This is a genomic window from Pyxidicoccus sp. M6 (genome assembly GCF_055568925.1).
In genome coordinates this window covers 4,894,104-4,910,532 of the sequence record NZ_CM145714.1, presented here as the reverse complement: position 1 = coordinate 4,910,532, position 16,429 = coordinate 4,894,104, and the positions used below count along the sequence as shown (strand labels likewise).

The 16,429-nt window shown below is 69.1% G+C and carries 18 protein-coding genes; 9 read left to right on the top strand and 9 right to left on the bottom strand.

The window, feature by feature from the left end; all coding sequences use genetic code 11:
- Positions 1–53 precede the first annotated feature (53 nt).
- Complete coding sequence (locus ACVTJA_RS19480; RefSeq protein WP_465838139.1) at positions 54–380, bottom strand: SCP2 sterol-binding domain-containing protein; 327 nt, start codon at positions 378–380, stop codon at positions 54–56.
- Positions 381–483: 103 nt separating this feature from the next.
- Positions 484–894: a response regulator gene (locus tag ACVTJA_RS19475; RefSeq protein WP_465840447.1), complete on the bottom strand. Its 411-nt coding sequence runs from the start codon at positions 892–894 to the stop codon at positions 484–486.
- A gap of 174 nt (positions 895–1,068) precedes the next feature.
- On the opposite strand from ACVTJA_RS19475, the gene ACVTJA_RS19470 reads away from it, so the two are divergent.
- Positions 1,069–2,070 carry a sensor histidine kinase gene (locus tag ACVTJA_RS19470; protein WP_465840445.1) on the top strand — a complete coding sequence of 334 codons (1,002 nt, stop codon included), beginning with the start codon at positions 1,069–1,071 and terminating at the stop codon, positions 2,068–2,070.
- Positions 2,071–2,172: 102 nt separating this feature from the next.
- Complete coding sequence (gene tatA / locus ACVTJA_RS19465; protein ID WP_465838137.1) at positions 2,173–2,385, top strand: twin-arginine translocase TatA/TatE family subunit; 213 nt, start codon at positions 2,173–2,175, stop codon at positions 2,383–2,385.
- A 165-nt stretch (positions 2,386–2,550) separates the two neighbouring features.
- Here tatA and ACVTJA_RS19460 read toward each other — a convergent pair whose 3' ends face one another.
- The 6 genes from ACVTJA_RS19460 to ACVTJA_RS19435 all read right to left on the bottom strand — a co-directional run bounded on the left by ACVTJA_RS19460 (position 2,551) and on the right by ACVTJA_RS19435 (position 8,726).
- Positions 2,551–4,422, bottom strand: a complete 1,872-nt coding sequence (locus tag ACVTJA_RS19460; protein ID WP_465838136.1) for an AMP-dependent synthetase/ligase — start codon at positions 4,420–4,422, stop codon at positions 2,551–2,553.
- A complete protein-coding gene (locus ACVTJA_RS19455) occupies positions 4,419–5,159 on the bottom strand; it encodes a tetratricopeptide repeat protein (protein WP_465838134.1) in 741 nt (246 codons plus the stop codon). The genes ACVTJA_RS19460 and ACVTJA_RS19455 overlap by 4 nt, the downstream gene beginning before the upstream one ends.
- A 152-nt stretch (positions 5,160–5,311) precedes the next feature.
- A complete protein-coding gene (locus ACVTJA_RS19450) occupies positions 5,312–6,061 on the bottom strand; it encodes a sigma-70 family RNA polymerase sigma factor (protein ID WP_465838126.1) in 750 nt (249 codons plus the stop codon).
- A 223-nt stretch (positions 6,062–6,284) separates the two neighbouring features.
- Positions 6,285–7,715: an FAD-binding oxidoreductase gene (locus ACVTJA_RS19445; protein ID WP_465838124.1), complete on the bottom strand. Its 1,431-nt coding sequence runs from the start codon at positions 7,713–7,715 to the stop codon at positions 6,285–6,287.
- Complete coding sequence (folE, locus tag ACVTJA_RS19440; protein ID WP_465840443.1) at positions 7,712–8,269, bottom strand: GTP cyclohydrolase I; 558 nt, start codon at positions 8,267–8,269, stop codon at positions 7,712–7,714. Before folE ends, ACVTJA_RS19445 begins: the two co-directional genes overlap by 4 nt.
- A gap of 112 nt (positions 8,270–8,381) precedes the next feature.
- Positions 8,382–8,726: a Rieske (2Fe-2S) protein gene (locus tag ACVTJA_RS19435; RefSeq protein WP_465838123.1), complete on the bottom strand. Its 345-nt coding sequence runs from the start codon at positions 8,724–8,726 to the stop codon at positions 8,382–8,384.
- Between the two features lie 154 nt (positions 8,727–8,880).
- Here ACVTJA_RS19435 and ACVTJA_RS19430 point away from each other — a divergent pair, with 154 nt between their 5' ends.
- The 7 genes from ACVTJA_RS19430 (at position 8,881) to ACVTJA_RS19400 (ending at position 15,877) form a co-directional block, all read left to right on the top strand.
- Positions 8,881–9,306: a hypothetical protein gene (locus ACVTJA_RS19430; protein WP_465838122.1), complete on the top strand. Its 426-nt coding sequence runs from the start codon at positions 8,881–8,883 to the stop codon at positions 9,304–9,306.
- Between the two features lie 76 nt (positions 9,307–9,382).
- Positions 9,383–10,744 carry a zinc-regulated TonB-dependent outer membrane receptor gene (locus tag ACVTJA_RS19425; protein ID WP_465838121.1) on the top strand — a complete coding sequence of 454 codons (1,362 nt, stop codon included), beginning with the start codon at positions 9,383–9,385 and terminating at the stop codon, positions 10,742–10,744.
- Positions 10,745–10,770: 26 nt separating this feature from the next.
- Complete coding sequence (locus ACVTJA_RS19420; protein WP_465838120.1) at positions 10,771–11,697, top strand: metal ABC transporter substrate-binding protein; 927 nt, start codon at positions 10,771–10,773, stop codon at positions 11,695–11,697.
- Between the two features lie 4 nt (positions 11,698–11,701).
- Entirely contained in the window at positions 11,702–12,586 is an 885-nt protein-coding gene (locus tag ACVTJA_RS19415) for a hypothetical protein (protein ID WP_465838118.1), read from the top strand.
- On the top strand, positions 12,573–13,397 hold the full coding sequence (locus ACVTJA_RS19410; protein WP_465838117.1) for a metal ABC transporter ATP-binding protein: 825 nt from the start codon (positions 12,573–12,575) through the stop codon (positions 13,395–13,397). The genes ACVTJA_RS19415 and ACVTJA_RS19410 overlap by 14 nt, the downstream gene beginning before the upstream one ends.
- Positions 13,375–14,250, top strand: coding sequence for a metal ABC transporter permease (locus tag ACVTJA_RS19405; protein ID WP_465838115.1), 876 nt, complete (start codon positions 13,375–13,377; stop codon positions 14,248–14,250). Before ACVTJA_RS19410 ends, ACVTJA_RS19405 begins: the two co-directional genes overlap by 23 nt.
- Before the next feature lie 142 nt (positions 14,251–14,392).
- On the top strand, positions 14,393–15,877 hold the full coding sequence (locus ACVTJA_RS19400) for a TraB/GumN family protein (RefSeq protein ID WP_465838114.1): 1,485 nt from the start codon (positions 14,393–14,395) through the stop codon (positions 15,875–15,877).
- A 3-nt stretch (positions 15,878–15,880) separates the two neighbouring features.
- On the opposite strand, the gene ACVTJA_RS19395 is transcribed toward ACVTJA_RS19400, so the two are convergent.
- The gene (locus tag ACVTJA_RS19395) at positions 15,881–16,429 is read right to left on the bottom strand and encodes an isochorismatase family protein (protein WP_465838112.1); all 549 of its coding nucleotides are present in this window, start codon (positions 16,427–16,429) and stop codon (positions 15,881–15,883) included.

Below are 16,429 nucleotides of genomic sequence, written 5' to 3'. Positions count from 1 at the left end.
GCGCGACCCCCGGACAGGAGGACGCGCCGCAGGGGCCCGAAGGCCGCAAGTCATCACGCCAGCAGCTTGGCCAGCTTCATCGCGAGGCCCATGTCCATGGGCTTGAACTTCAGCTTGCCCTGCATGGCGGCCATCTGCGCGTTCAGCTTCTTCTCGCGAATCTTCACGAAGTCTTCGTTGCTCACGGACACCGTCATCTTCGGCGTGCCCTCGGCACCCTTGGACACCCAGTTGTCCGGCTTCGTCAGGTCCACCGTCCACTTGCCACCGTTGTCGCCGGTGATGTCGAAGTGGATGATCGCGTTGATATCCTTGGCCAGCTCCGGCTTCTGCTTGAGGACGTTGGGGATTTCGTTCTCGATAATGTCCTGCGCGGTCACGGCTCGCTCCTTGGCCTGGTCGTTGATTGGAGAATCAAGACTCGGAGGGGACCGTAATGGCGCCCCTCTGGCAGGTCAAGACAAGCCGTGTGCCAATCGTCCGTCAGGCGCTGGTGGACGCGGCGGAGGGATTGAGCGAGCGGCGCACCATGTCCAGCAAGTCGTTCAGCTCGAACGGCTTGGCCAGGTGCCCCACCGCGCCGATGTCCGCGGCCTTGCTGCCCACGTTGCGGTCCGCGCTGAGGACGATGAGGGGGATGCCGGCCACCGCGGGCTTCTGCCGCATCCGCTGGGCGAACTCCCAGCCGTCCATCACCGGCATCATCAAGTCCAGCAGGATGAGGTTGGGGGGCTCGGGCTCGAGCCGCTCCAGGGCCTCCTTGCCGTTGCGGGCACGGCGAATCTCGAAACCCTCGGCCTCCAGAATCTCAGAGAGCGCCTCCAGGATGTCCGGGTCGTCGTCGACGACGAGAACGACCGGGGCGCCAGCATGCTGTGCATTGTGCGGGGTCAGAGCAGTCTCCCTGGGTGCGTCGCCGGGATTCTTCCACCATGCCTGCGTCCGGCGGCGCAAGAAAGTGCGCCAGTCCCACCCAACGGGGGCGCACGTTGCAAAACCGACAGTGGCTGTCCACCCTTTCCGTGACCTGCTGGACTGGAGGCGGAAAACGTGGAGAGCCCTAGGGAGATGGGAGCAGGCGGTACCCCGGCGGCCCCTGGACTCCTCCTCCTCCCCAGGCAGGGCAGCCCCCGCCTGCTCGGCCGCACCCTCCTCGAGCACCTGGGCCTGGCGGAGTTGCCCTCCTCCGTGACGTCCGTGGAGGTGCTGCTCGGCGCCGCGGGCTTCCGGCCCCGCTCGCCGGAGCGGCACATCTGGGAGCGCGAGGGCCGCGCGCTGGCGGTTGGCGAGGAGGCGCTGGAGGACGGCGCACGGATGATCTGGACCTTCCCGGTGCGCTGGGACGAAGAGGCCATCCGCCGTCAGGTACGGTACCTGGGCATCGCCTCCCACGACTTGCGCGGCTCGCTCGCCAACATCCGCTCGTGGGCGGCCCTGCTGCTGAACGGGCGCTCGCCGCTGGAGCCCAAGGTGAAGCGCGGCCTGGAGACGATTCTGCGCAACGCGGACCGCTCCATCGCCTTCTCGCAGGACTTCTTCGACGCCAGCCGCGCGGACCTGGGTGCGCTCGCCTGTGAGCCGGAGCGGCAGTCGCTCCTGCCCCTGCTGGACGCGGCGGTGGAGCGCCAGCGCGCGGCGGCCACGGCCGCCAATGTCGCGCTGGTGCTGGACGTGGACCCGAACGCGGGCCTGCCAGACGTCTCCGTGGATGGAGCCCGAATCCAGCACGCGGTGGAGTCCTTCATCCTGTACCACCTGATGCGCGCCCAGGCCGGCGAGGTCATCCACCTGCGCGTGCGCCCCGCCCCACCCCACGTGAGGGTGGAGGTGCGCCGCGACGGAGTGCCCCTGTCCGACGAGGACGCCTCCGCCATCTTCCAGCGCGAGGAGCGCGCCTTCCGCGAGAAGAAGTTGGAGGACCCGCTGCGCATCGCCCTGGCCCGGCAGGAGGTGGAGGCGCACGGCGGCGGCGTGGGCGTGGAGGTGGACCGCGCCGGGAGTACCCTGTTCCTCACACTCCTCCTGGCCCCTCCGGCCGAGCTTGGTCCTCCTGCGAGCATGCAGGTGTAGGCGGATTCCAGCTTTGCTGGCGGATGGAGGCGCCCACCGGTATGCTCCGCGGCGTTTACGCGAAGGAGCCGTCCGATGCTCGGGCTGAAGCCTATGGAATTGATGCTGATCCTTTTCGTGCTGCTGCTCCTCTTCGGGGCCACACGGCTGCCGCAGCTCGGCTCCTCCCTCGGGAGCGCCATCCGCAACTTCAAGAAGGGCTTCAGCGGCGACGAAGAGGCCGCGCCCGGCCAGAAGCAGCCCGGCTCGCTCGCCGGCGGCGGCAACGTGGACAAGGACGTCTCCAAGTCCCAGTCGCCCAGCCACCACGCCTGAAGACTCGGGGCGCTGAAGGCCCCGGACGAAAGCCCCTGACGCACCAACGCCCGAGCCACCCCGCCAAGCGCGAGGTGATTCGGGCGTCGTCGTTTGAAGGCCACTGCCTGCCGCCTCCCTGAGCCCGGCCCCCCGAGGGAGCCGGGCCGGAAGGCGCGCGGGACGTCAGTCCACGACGGCGGCGCCATCGTACATGGCGTCAATCTGCGCCTTGTACTTGGCGTTGCAGACCTTGCGCTTCACGCTGAGCTTGGGCGTCAGCTCGCCCGTCTCCTGCGAGAAGTCCGCATCCAGGATGGAGAAGCGCTTGATGGTGGCGTACGGCGGCTGCTCCGCGTTGACGGCGTCCATGGCGGCCTTCACCGCGGCGTGGACCTCCGGGCGCTTCGAGTTCTCCGCGTAGGTGCCCACCGGGGCGCCCTTCTCCTGGAGGAGCTTGCGCGCGGCCTCGTCGGAGACGGTGATGAGCGTCACGAGGTACGGGCGCTTGTCGCCGTACACCATGGACTGGCTGATGATGGCGTGCGTCTTCAGCTGGTTCTCGATGTTCTGCGGCGCCACGTTCTTACCGCCCGCGGTGACGATGATGTCCTTCTTGCGGTCGGTGATGCGCACGTAGTTGTCCGCATCCAGCTCGCCGATGTCGCCGGTGTGGAACCAGCCCTCGGCGTCGATGGCCTCGGCGGTGGCGGCGGGGTTCTTGTAGTAGCCCTTCATCACGCCGGGGCCGCGGATGAGGATTTCCCCGTCGGAGGCAATCTTGATGTCCGTGCCCGGCATGGGGGCGCCCACGGTGCCAATCTTGATCTTGTTCTCGCGATTGACGGTGGTACCGGCGGACGTCTCCGTCAGGCCGTAGCCCTCCAGCACCTTCAGGCCCAAGAGGTCGAAGAAGTAGCCAATCTTCGAGGACAGGGGCGCGCCGCCGGAGATGAAGATGCGCATGTTGCCGCCCAGCTTCTCGCTGATGGCGGCCTTCACCTTGGCGAACACCAGCTTCTTCGCGAGCGAGAAGGCCAGGGTGTCGTACTCGCGGCCCGCCTTGCGCGCCTCGACGTACTCGTCGAAGAGCTTGAAGGCCCAGCGGAACAGCCGGCCCTTGAGGCCCGGCGACGCGGAGCCGTTGGAGACGACGTTGTTGTAGACCTTCTCGAAGACGCGCGGCACCGAGGGCAGCACGGTGGGCTTCGTCTCCACCAGGTTGGCGAGGAGCTTGTCCACCGACTCGGCGATGATGAGGCGGTAGCCCATGCTGAGCCACGCGGCCTTCACCACCTGCGCGAAGACGTGCGCCAGCGGCAGGAACAGCATCACCGAGTCGCCCGGCTCCATCATCCCCACCGACTGGGAGGCCTTCGCCTCGTAGTACCAGTTGTTGTGGGTGAGGATGACGCCCTTGGGCTCGCCGGTGGTGCCGGACGTGTAGATGAGCGAGTTGGTGTCCTCCAGCTTGATGGCGGACACGCGCTCATCGAAGGCGCCGGGGCGCGCCTGGATGGCCTCGCGGCCCTGCTTCACCAGGTCCGCCAGCGTCATCTCCGCGCCACCCGCGACGGCGCCCTCGAGGAGCACCACCCGCTTCAGCGAGGGCATCTCCGCCAGCTTCTGGCGGATGCGCGTGAGCCGGCCCGCCTGCTTGGCGTCCTTCTCGTCGTTGTCGACGAAGAGGAACGACGTCTCCGAGTGGTTGATGATGTAGCGACACTCGTCCGGGGTGTTGGACGCGTAGATGGGGACGGTGATGGCCTGCGTCGCGCTGATGGCCAAATCACAGATGATCCACTGCAGGCTGGTGTTGGCGAAGAGGGCCACCCGGTCTCCGGGCTGCACTCCCTGAGCCACGAGGGCCTCGGAGAGCGTCTTCACCTCCTCGAGGATCTGCGCCCATGTGACGTCCTGCCAGCGCCCGTCCTTCTTGTGCGTGGCGCCCACCTTGGAGGCGTTACGCGCATTCTGGACGAGTAGTTGGACCAGGTTCCCTTCTTGCGACCCCCCGGCCGCGGGAGCCGGAGCTACCATCTGATTCTCTGCCCTCACTTGAGCTCCTCCTCGATATCCGCATCGACCTTCTTGGCCAGCTCCTGCACGCGACGACCCTCCGGAGGGTCGTACGCGACACTGCCCTGCTTCACCTTCTGGATGGCCTCACGCGCCTTCTGAGCCTTGTCGTCCTTCAGGAGCGTCTCGGCAAGGAAGAGGTACGCGCGCAGCATCTCCGGGTGCTTCGCGATGGCCTTCTCGTACAACGCCGCGGACTTCCCCAAATCCCTCTTGGGCCACGGCACCTCGTAGTAGTAGCGCCCCTTGGCCAACAACGGAGCGCTCCATTCGAAGTCGGAGTCGAGGGCGATGGCCTTGTCGAGCCGCTCGTTGAACTTGCCTTCCAGCCCCTCGCCCAGGGCCTTCATCACGCCCACGGCCTGGGAATATGCGCCAATCCCGGCTGCCGCGTAATAGTGGCCTTCCACGCGTTCCGGGGCGAGCTTCAGCGCCTTCTCACCCCAGTCCCACGTCTGCCGGCCGAGCACCTTCTTGCGCTTCTCGTCCCTGGCGCCGTCGGCCTGCCACTGGAGGAGGCGCGCCTGGCGCCAGACGAGCTCGAAGTCGTCCGGCGAGGCCTTGAGGGCGGCCTTCAGCGCGTCCTCGAGCTCCTTCTCGGCAGCCGGGTCCCCGCGCTTCTGATGGAGCGCGTCCAGTGTGGACAGAACTCCGGGGTCCGCCGCCCGTGCCGGGAGGGCCACGAGCAGGCAGCACGCAAGCAAAATCAAGCGCATGGCGGGTGGGTTTAGCACGCACGATTGCTTGCAAGCAAACCAACCCGGCGGGGCATGGCCCGCAAAAAAACAAGGGCGGGGCTGGCCGGGAAGAGTACCCGTCCAGTCCCGCCCGCAGGGGACGTCTCCCCGGGTGGGGAGGCATGGCTGATTCATGCCGCGTCGGCGGAGGTCAGTTCGCCCGGGTGCTCCTCGTTCTCGTTGAACGCGGAGAGGTAGCGCTCGAGGAAGTTCTTCGTCTTCAGCTCCACCTGGCGCACGCGCTCGCGCGAGACGCCCCAGCGCTGGCCCAGTTCCTCCAGGGTGAGCGGCTTGTCCTGGGTGAGCCGCTCCGTGAGGATGTCCCAGCCGAGGTCGCCGATGCGCTTGCGGACCTTGGAGAGCGCCTCCTGGATTTCGTTGTCCTGCTCGCGCGACAGGTACACCTGCTGCGGAGAGGGCCCGCCGTCCTCGATGCGGTCCAGGAAGGTCGTCTCGCCCTCCTCGTCGATGGTGGCGTCCAGAGAGAAGTCCACCATGCTGCCGCGCTCGGCCTCACCGCCGCGCACCTGGCTGCGGTTGTCCTTCAGGTACCGGGTGATGTAGGCGCGAATCCACCACACCGCATAGGTGGCGAAGCGCACATTCTTCTTGGGGTCGAAGTGCTCGATTGCCTTCATGAGCCCCACGTTGCCCTCCTGGATGAGGTCATCCAGGCGCGCGCCCCGGTTGGCGAACTTCTTCGCTACGGCAACCACGAAGGCGAGGTTGGAGCTGGCGAGCGTCTGTCGCGCAGCCTCATCTCCCTTCCGGGCCTGCCGAGCCAGCTCGTACTCCTGCTCGCGCGTGAGCTGCTGGTGCCCACCGAGGTTGCGCAGGTAATACGACAGGCCCTCGGCCGCGTACTTCGTCGAATTGGCCATGATTTCCCGTCCTCCGTTCGATGCCGGACGCGCTCGCCCCCGCCCGCTTCGCGTCCACCTGCAACTAAGACGCGCAACGAGCGAAAGGGTTTCTCATTCCGACTCAGAGGGAGTTTTCGCTCCCCTACCTGAGTCACAGGGCCGCCAATGCCCATTCCTTCCCGGTACTTGGAAGGTAAGCGGCATGACGGCCCGGCGAAAATGAGCCCGAAACGGCTACAAATTAAGAACGCGCGGGAGCGGGGAAGATTTTCTCGGGGTTGAGCAGCCCTGATGGGTCGAAGAAGTGCTTGAGGCGCCGCTGCAATTCGATGAGCGCTGGCTGCTGCTCCAACGACAAATATTCCCGCTTGGCGTGGCCTACACCATGCTCGCCTGTGATCGTGCCGCCCAGCTCCACCGTCATCACCAGCATGCGGCGCAGGGCCTCCTCCACGAGCGGCCGCTGGTGCGGGCCTTCGTAGAGGATGTTGGCGTGCAGGTTTCCGTCGCCCGCGTGGCCATACGTGGCCACGGTGAGGCCCAGCTCCACGCCCATGGCTTTCAGCCGTTCGATGATTTCCGGAATCTTCGAGCGTGGCACGACGATGTCCTCGGAAATCTTGTGAGGCTTGAGAGCACGGAGCGCTGGGGAAATGGAGCGGCGCGCGGCCCAGAGCTTCTCGCGCTGTGAGTCGTCCTGCGCGGCCAGCGTCTGCGTGGCGCCCTGCGCGGTGCAGATGTCACCAAGCTGCGAGAGCTCGGCGAGCAGGCCGTCCTCGTTGTTGCCGTCCACCTCGGCGATGACGGCGGCGCCGGCGCCCGGCGGGAAGTGGAAGCCGCGGCCATCCACCGCGCGCAGGGCCACGTCGTCGATGAGCTCCAGGCAGCGCGGGAGGATGCCAGCGGCGAGCACCGCGGACACACCGCGCGCCGCCTGCATGACGGAGGGGAACACGACGAGCGCGGTCATCACCTTGCGCGGCAGGGGGATGAGCTGGAGCGTGATTTCGGTGGCCACGCCCAGCGTGCCCTCCGAGCCGACGAAGAGGCCCACGAGGTCATAGCCGGCCACGCCCTTGATGGTGCGCCGGCCCACGCGGACGACCTCACCGTCCGGCAGCACCCACTCCAAGCCGATGACGTAGTCGCGAGTGACGCCGTACTTCAGCGCGCGCGGGCCGCCCGCATTCTCCGCGACGTTGCCGCCCAGCGTGCACCACTCCCACGAGTTCGGGTCCGGCGGGTAGAAGAGGCCCACCGCCTCCACGGCCTTCATGAAGTCGCCCGTCACCACACCCGGCTCCACCACGGCCGTGAGGTCCTCCACGGAGATGGAGCGGATGCGCTTCATGCGCTCCAGGCTCACCGCCACGCCGCCGCACAGGGGCAGCGAGCCCCCGCTCTTGCCGCTGCGCGCCCCGCAGGGCGTGAAGGGCACGCCGTGCGCGTTGCACACCTTGAAGACGGTGGACACCTGCGCCGTGGTCTCCGGGTAGACGACGGCGTCCGGCAGGTACACGCCGCTGTCGGACTCGTCGCGCGCGTAGGCAGAGAGCGTGTCCTCGTCGCGCCGCACCTGTCCTGGCGAAAGCGTATGCAGCAATTCCGCGCAGGCGCGCTCCACGCGCTCGGGCTCCACGCGCTGGAACTTCTGGAGCGCGGGCATGCTCATCGGCGAGCCCCCAGCCGCGCCCACAGCTCGCGGCGCAGCGCCCCGTCGCGCCGCAGGCGGCCCTCGTAGGCCTCCGCGTGGGTGACGGCGTCGCGCTGCTGGTCACCGCGCAGCCGCATGCAGGCCTGCTCCGCCTCGATGATGCAGGCGGTGGCGGGGCTGCCGAGCACGCGCGCCAACGAGCCGGCCACCTGCCGCGCGAGGTCCTCCTGGAGGATGAGCCGGTGCGCGAAGCAGTCCACCAGCGCCGACAGCCGCCCGAAGCCCACCACGCGCGAGCCCGGCACGTAGGCCACGTGGGCGCGCCCGGTGAAGGGCAGCAGGTGGTGCGGGCACATGGAGTGGAAGCGGAGGTCCGTCACCACCACCAATTCACCGGACGAGTTGGACGGCGCGGGGAACGTCTCGCCCAGGGCCGCCTCGGGCGTCTGGGCGTAGCCGTCGAGGAACTCGCGCTCCCAGGCCTCGGCGACGCGCTCGGGGGTGCCCACGAGGTTGTCGTCCTTCAGGGGAAGGCCGGCGGCGCGAAGGAAGTCCTCCACCGCGCGGGCCATGGCCGCCCGGTCTGGAGTCCGCACGACGGAGGACGTTGAAGCGGAGGTGCTCTTGCGGCGGGCTCGGGACGGACTCACGGGACGGTCGCTCCTGACGTGGGAGGGCGGCGGTTCAGCGGGCCGGGAAGCTACCCGATGCGGACGCGGACAAAAGGATGTGCTCGCCCTCCACGCGCACCTCGTAGATGCGGATGCGGGCCTCGCGTCGCAAGCACTGCCCCGTCCGCACGTCGAACGGCCAGGCATGCAACGGGCAATGCAGCACGGGGCCCTCCAAATCCCCCTCCGACAACGGGCCACCCCGGTGGGGGCAGGTGTCATCCAGGGCATGGAGGCGCCCCTCCACCCGGACGAGCGCCACCCGGGTGCCCCCCACCGTCACCACCGCGCGCCCCCGGGCGTCCAGGTCCGCCAGCGTCGCCACCGGAATGAAGTCGCCGTCCGGATGTCCTTGCATACGCGGGTCTCCAACGCCTCGGGGTGCGTGACGCATCCCGCCGCCGTGAATGGAAGAAGGGCCGGCCCGTCCCTCTCCATGAACACCGCGTGATAGCTTGCCTTGACACTTCCTGGGGTCCGTCAGTACAGCACCCAGGCGCCTCTCTCTTCCGATGATCCACCGCGCCCACACCTTCGCCCGCTACGTCGCGACATTCCTCGTCGCGCTGTGGGCGTGTCAGCCGGTGGGCGCACTGCTGCATGCGAAGTCGGCGCACGCGCACCGCTTCTGCCCGGAGCACCAGGCCTTCGAGGAGACGGCGAGAGGCACGGGCTCGGGTTTGTCCCGGCTCGCCGCCGCGCGGAACCCCCAGCTGAACTCCATCCCCGAAGCAGGGACGGACGCGACAGGCCCGCTGCACGAGACCTGCCCGCTGCTCACCTCCAGCGCGCGTGACGAGGTCCTCACCTCGCGCCCGGTGATGCTCACGCTGGAGCGGCTCGCGGTGAGCGTCCCCGCCACCGCGCCGCCCCAGGGTTCCCCGCCCCTCGCCGTCCTCGACACCGCTCCCAAGGCCTCTCCTCCCGCGCGCGGCTGAAGTCGCGTCCTGTCGGGCTTTTTGGCTTTTGGTCGACGTCCGCTCGAGCGGGCGTCGCGTACGCGGAGCATCCCAGGTGTCCATCGTTCGCAGGCGTCCCAAGGACGCCCTCATCGTCGTGTCCGTCGCCACCCTCCTGTCCACCGCCAGCGCCGCGGCCCAGGAGACCGCCCCACCCACGCAGTCCCCTCCGCCCGCGGAAGGCACGGGCACGCCCGCGGAGGCGCCTCCCGCCGAGCTCAGTCCGGAGGAGCTGGAGGAAATCCAGAAGGCGCTGGGCAGCGACGCGCAGGAGGCGCAGCAGAACGCGCCCTCCGGCACCGCCACCGCGCCCAAGTCCTCTCCCGGCGGAGGCAACGCGCTCGCAATCCCAGGCGTGAGCACCAGCGGCACCAACTTCCTGGACCTGAGCTTCATCCTCGACGTGGCGGGCGCGGGCTTCTCGTCGAAGGAGCCGCTGCAGACGGGCGGGCACGACCCCACCAAGAACGGCTTCAACCTCCAGCAGTTGGAGCTGTCCATCGGCTCGGTGGTGGACCCGTACTTCCGCTTCGACGCCAACCTCGTCTTCAGTCAGTTCGGCGTGGAAATCGAAGAGGCGTACGGCACCACGCTGGCGCTGCCCGCCAACCTCCAGGTGCGCGCGGGCCAGTTCCTCACGAAGTTCGGGCGCCTCAACCCCACGCACCCGCATGCCTGGGACTTCGTGGACCAGCCCTTCGCGATTGGCCGCGTCTTCGGCGGCGAGGGCAACCGCGGCCTGGGCACGGAGGTGTCCTGGCTCACGCCCCTGCCCTGGTACGTGGAGCTCATCGGCAGCGCCACGGACGCGTCGGGCGAGGGCACCGCGCGCAGCTTCCTCGGCGCGTCCGACGAGCGCGTGCTGTCGCCGTTGGATTTGCAGCTCACCGGCGTGGTGAAGCAGTTCTTCCCGCTGTCGGACAACCTGTCCCTCATGTGGGGCCTGTCCGCCGCCACCGGGCCCAACGCCAGCGGCTACCGCAACCGCACGGACGTGTACGGCACGGACCTGTACCTCCGCTACCGGCCCATCACCGAGGCGAGCACCACGCTCATCACCTTCCAGACGGAGGCCTTCTACCGCCGCCGCCAGGTGCCCGGTGACGTGCTGACGGACTTCAACGCCTACGCCCAGGCCGCGTGGCGCTTCTCGCAGCGGTGGGCCACCGCCGCGCGCTACGAACTGGGCACGCCCGCGAAGGGTGAAGGTGGCGCCATCGTCACCGACCCGTTGGATCCGGAGTGGACGGACGACCGGCAGCGCGTCTCCGCCAACGTCACCTTCTGGCCCACCGAGTTCTCCCGCCTGCGCCTCCAGGGCGCCATGGACCGGGCCGGCTGGCGCGATGAGCCGGACTACTCCGTGTTCCTCGCGCTCGAGCTGGTCACCGGCGCCCACGGCGCCCACGCCTTCTGACCCCCTCACACAGGAGCTCATGCCTCATGCGACACTTCCGTCTCCTCGCGGCCCTGTGCGCCGCCGTTTCCCTCCTCGCCGCCGCGCCCGCGCGCGCCGCGGACCTCAACGTCGTCACCACCTTGCCGGACCTCGCCGCGCTCACCAAGGCGGTGGGTGGCGACCATGTCCAGGTGCAGTCGCTGGCGCTGGCCAGCCAGGACCCGCACTTCGTTGACGCCAAACCCAACCTCGCGCTGGCCCTCAACCGCGCGGACCTGCTCATCGCCATCGGTCTGGATTTGGAGATTGGCTGGCTGCCCACGCTGCAGCAGGGCGCGCGCAACCCGAAGATTCTCGTCAACAACCCGGGCTTCCTCAACGCGTCGCAGTTCCCCCGCATCCTGGAGATTCCCCAGGGCAAGGTGGACCGCAGCCTCGGTGACGTGCACCCGGGCGGCAACCCGCACTACCTCTACGACCCGCGCCAGGCCCTGGCCGTCGCGCGCGGAATCACCGACCGGCTCGCGCAGCTCGACCCGAAGAACGCCGCCGCCTACAAGGCCAACCTCGCCAAGTTCACCGACGAGCTGGAGAAGGCCCGCGCAGGCTGGGAGCAGCGGCTGGCCGGCATGAAGGGCGCGCCCGTCATCGCCTACCACCGCACGACGGCGTACCTGGCGGACTGGCTCGGCTTCAACCCCATCGCCTTCCTGGAGCCCAAGCCCGGCATTCCGCCCAACCCGTCGCACGTCGCCTCGGTGCTGGCGCAGGGCCGGCAGCAGAAGGCGCGCATGGTGCTCATCGAGAGCTACTACCCGGACACCACCGCGAAGCTCGTGGCCTCGAAGATTCCGGCGCCGCTCGTCATCGTGCACGGCGGCACGGACTTCCGCGCGGGCGAGACGTACATCCAGCACATCGACGAACTGGTGGGGCGCCTGGAGAAGGCGCTCGCCGGCAAGGGGGACTGAAGTCATGCGAGCAAGACACATCCTCCCCCTGCTCCTCCTGTCCGGCTGTGCGCTGGACGCCGGCGGGAGCTTCGCCACGCTGGAGCCCACGGTGAGCGCCGGCTACACACCGCTGTCCTCACGCGACGCGGGCAATGGCTTCCAGCAGCTCGCGTCCGACTTCCAGGTGCGCCTGGACGCCGCGTCCCTGGGCCTGTCGCACGTCGAGCTGCTCAGCGCCGCGAGCAGCGGTGGAAGCAGCAGCGGTGGCGGTAGCGGAGAGACGTTCGACCCGGCCAACCCTCCGCCCGGCTACAGCCTGTGCCACGGCGGGCACTGCCACCGAGATGACGGTGCGCTCGTCAGCTACGAGGACATCCAGGCGGAGCTGAACGGCGGCGGCGGTGGCGCGACGTCCTCGCTCGTGGCCGCGCTGCACGTGGACGCGGAATTGGACCTGCTGGCCTCGCAGACGCTCACGCCCGAGTGCGAGCCGGACTGCGAGCTGTCGAAGGGCACCCTCTCCACTGCGCACTGGGACGTGACGGCCCTGCGCCTCCAGGGCGCGGTGCGAGACAACCGCGCCACGCCGCGCTTCCAGGGCGAGCGCCCCTTCCGCCTGGACCTCGCGGTGGAGGGCGAAGAGGAAGAAGACGTCGAGCCGCTGGCGGAATTGAGCGGAACGCTGGATGTGCCAGCGGACCGCGAGCACGAGCCGCTCGTGAAGCTGGCGCTGTCCCTGGCGCTGTCCCCCACCCTCTTCGACGGGCTGGACTGGTCCGCGGCCACGCCCGGCACCGACGGCGTGGTGGACCTGGGCGCGCCGGAGAACGAGGCGCTACGCAAGCAGTTGCTGGAGGCCCTGGGCAAGCAGGAGCCCGAGGCGGAGGTGAGCCGTGAAGACCGATGACGTGACAGACCCGTTGAGCGCCGAGCACTCGGTGTCCCCCTCCTTCACGCCCGGCGAGCCGCTGCTCACGTGCGAGAAGCTGGTCATCGGATACAACGACAAGGCCATGCTGCCGCCCATCGACATGGTCATCCGGCGCGGCCAGTTCGTGGCGGTGGTGGGCCGCAACGGCTCCGGCAAGAGCACCTGGTTCAAGACGCTGCTGGGCATGGTTCCTCCGGTGTCGGGCGAAATCCGCCGCAGCTCGTCGGAGATGCGCAGCGCGTACGTGCCGCAGACGTCCGCCATCGACTCGCTGCTGCCGCTGCGCGCGCGAGAGCTGGCGTCCTGGGGCCGGCTGCGCGGGTGGAGCTTCCTCTGGCCCTTCCCGCGCAAGGCGGACCGGGACGCGGTGGAGACCGCGCTGGAGACGGCGGGCGCGAAGGCCATTGCCCCGCGTCCCTACCGCGAGCTGTCCGAGGGCCAGAAGCAGCGCACGCTGCTGGCACGGCTCATCGCCACCGAGGCGGACATGGTGCTCCTGGACGAGCCCACCGCCGCCATGGACGCCGTCGCCGAGCGCGAGACGATGCAGCGGCTGTGCTCGCTGGCGCGCAAGCGCGGCCTGGGCGTGGTGGTGGTGGTGCATGACTTGGAAGTCGCCGCCGAGCACGCGGACACCCTGCTCTTCGTCGACCGCGAGACGTCCGCCTTCGTCGTGGGCGATGCGCAGACGGTGTTCTGCCACCCCGCCTTCCGCCGCCAGTACGGCGACGAGTACTGCCACCGCGCACCCAAGGGACCCCACCGTGGAAACGACGCTGCTCGCTGAGCCCTCCAAGTGGCAGGAGTTCATCGCGGGGTTCGAGCTGTTCCGAGACCCGCTCTTGTGCGCCCTCATCGCCGGGGGCGTGCTGGGCTTCCTGAGCGTGTACGTGGTGCTGCGGCGCATGGTGTTCGTCAGCGCCGCGGTGGCCCAGTCCGCCGGCCTGGGCGTGGCCCTGGCCTTCTTCGCGGGCATCCACCTGGGCTTCCACGTGGAGCCCGTGCTGGGCGCCACCGCGATGGCCCTGGCCGCCACGCTGCTGCTCATGACCGAGCCCACGAAGCTGAAGCTCACGCGCGAGAGCCTGCTCGGCCTGGCCTATGCGCTGTCCGGCGGCGCGGCGATTCTGGTGGGAGACCGCATCGCCCAGGAGGCCCATGACATCCAGGGCATCCTCTTCGGCACCGCCGTGCTGGTGACGCCCGAGCAGCTCCACACCGTGGCGGTGGCGGCCACGCTCGTCATGGTCATCCACCTGTGGTGGTTCCGGGGCATCACCTTCGCCAGCTTCGACCGCATCGGCGCGCACGTGCAGGGGCTGCCGGTGCGCCTGCTGGACGGCGTGCTGATGGTGTCCATTGGCGTCATGGTGGGCGTGTGCGCCCGCGCCCTGGGCGCGCTGCCGGTGTTCGCCTTCTCCACGCTGTCCGCCATCGCCGCGCTGATGCTGGAGATGCGCCTGCCGGCGACCTTCTTCGTGGCCACGCTCGCGGGGGCCATCTCCGGCGTGGGCGGCTACCTCTTCGCCTACTTCTACGACTTCCCGGTGGGCGGCTCGCAGACGGTGCTCGCCGCGGTGCTGGTCGCCGTGGCCATGGCGCTGCGGGGCCTCGTGCGGCTCGTCAGGCCGGCGCACTGAGTCAGGTCGCCTACGAGGGCATCCGCCCCGGGTCCGTGGTTACCGCGGCCCGGGCGGGTGCCTCGCACTCCCACGATATACGACGCCTGTCGTAGCGTTACATGGGCGGACCTTGTCATCCGGCCTGGACCGGGGGGCTTCCATGAACGTTCGATGGTTGATGCCGTGGCTGGTGGCGGTGGTGGTCAGCGGGTGTGCGCATGCGCCACGGACCGCGAAGGCAGAGCAGCCGAAGTACGAGCACATCTTCCAGAAGCCGCTGGCCGAGGCGTTGGCCGCCACGCGTGAGCTGCTGTCCGCGAAGGGCTACACCTTCGAGGAGACGCAGGACCCGAGCCAGTTGCTCACCACCTGGGAGCAGCCGGTCCACCGGGGCACCGGCGACATCACCTACTCGCGCTACTTGGTGACGGGCGTCGCGGTGGGGCCGCGCCAGTCCGTGGTCCGCATCTTCCGCATGACGTTCCACTCGGTGGGCAACGACGTCAGCCAGAAAAACGTATGGTGGAAGGTTCTCCGGGAGCGCGCCGAGCTGACCCGCAGCGGAAGATACGACGTCACCCTCATCGAGGATGCGCCGGTGGCTCCGCTCGAGATGCGCATGGCGACGCGCGGCAGCCGTGACATGGACCTGGAGAAGGAGCTCACGCTGCGGCTGGAGTCCGCGCCGTCTCTCGAAGTCGTGAGCGGCAACATCCACCAGGACCCGGTGCCCACTGCCGTACGCGAGGCGGACTTCTACCTCGCCCGGTGGACGGACACGGCGCCCGCTCCGGATGCCCTGTGCGGCGATGCCGTGCGCGACCTGGACGAGCTGATGATTCCCGGGCTCACGCTGCTCATCGGCGAGCAGCTCGGCTCGCGCGAGGCCCCCGCCGTGGTGGGCAACGCGGTGTGCCAGTTCGCCCGCGCGGGCCTGCCCGTGGTGCTCGGCCTGTCGCTGCCACAAACGGAGCAGGAGCGATTGGACCGCTACCTCTCCAGCCCGGGAGCTCCGGTGGACCAGGATGCGTTGCTGGAAGGCCGCTTCTGGACGCGGCCCTACCAGGACGGCCGCAGCAGCCACGCCATCTTCGACCTCATCGACCGGGTGCGCGCGATGCGAGCCGCGGGCCTGCGTGTGACGCTGGTGGCCTACGACACGGACACGGCCTGGGCGAGCCAACGCGACGCCGAGCTGGCGAAGGTGTGGACCCAGCGCCGCAAGGCGCACCCCGACGAGCTCCACGTCATCCTCGCGGGCAACGCGCACACTCGCACCGTCACCGGCACGCCGTGGGACAAGGACTTCACGCCCATGGCGAAGCACCTGAAGAAGGGGCGCCTCGTGGTGCTGGAGATGAGCTACGCGCAGGGCACGCGCTGGGGCTGCGACTTGAACCGCGCCGGCAAGCTCCAGTGCGGCTACATCGGCACGACGCCGACGGAGCGCGTGGCGGCGCCCCCCGGACAGACGCCGTACGTCCAGCGCTTCGAGTCCCCCACGGACGAGGGCTTCGACGGGCTGCTCTACGTCGGCGAGCTGACGCCGTCACTGCCCGCCATCTCCAAGGAGAAGGCACCGCCTCCTCCGTCCGGCATCCGTCCGGCGCCGCCTCCGAAGCCCGACGCACCGTCCATCTTCTAGGCGTCAGCGCACCGCCGCGGAGACCTTCTTGAACTCGGGCGTGCCCGCACGCTCGAGCAAGTCGAACAGCGCGGCCTCCACGGTGACGACGTGGGCGCCCGCGTCTCGGCACAAGTCGAGCCCCACGCGGCGGTCCTCCGTCGAGCGCGACAGCACCGCGTCCGCCAGGATGAACGGCGACAGCCCCCGCTCGGCCAAATCACGCACCGTCTGGAAGACACAGATGTGCGCCTCCATGCCGGCCACCAACACCTGGCGCCGGTTGCCCAGCGCGGCCAGCGTGTCCGGCACCGCCGCGCTGAACTCCATCTTCTCCACGGGCTTCACGTCCGCCAGGCGCATGCGCACCAGCGAGTGCGTGGGGCCCAGTCCCTTGGAGTACTGCTCGGTGACGATGATGGGCAGGCCGAGCGCTCGCGCGCCCTCGATGGCGGCGTTGGTGCGCGCGAGCATCCTGTCCAAGGCGTCCCGGTCCATGGCGGCGCACAGCCGCTCCTGGATGTCCACGACGAGCAGCGCGGCCTGGTCCAGCTTGAGGCGGAAGGTGGGCAT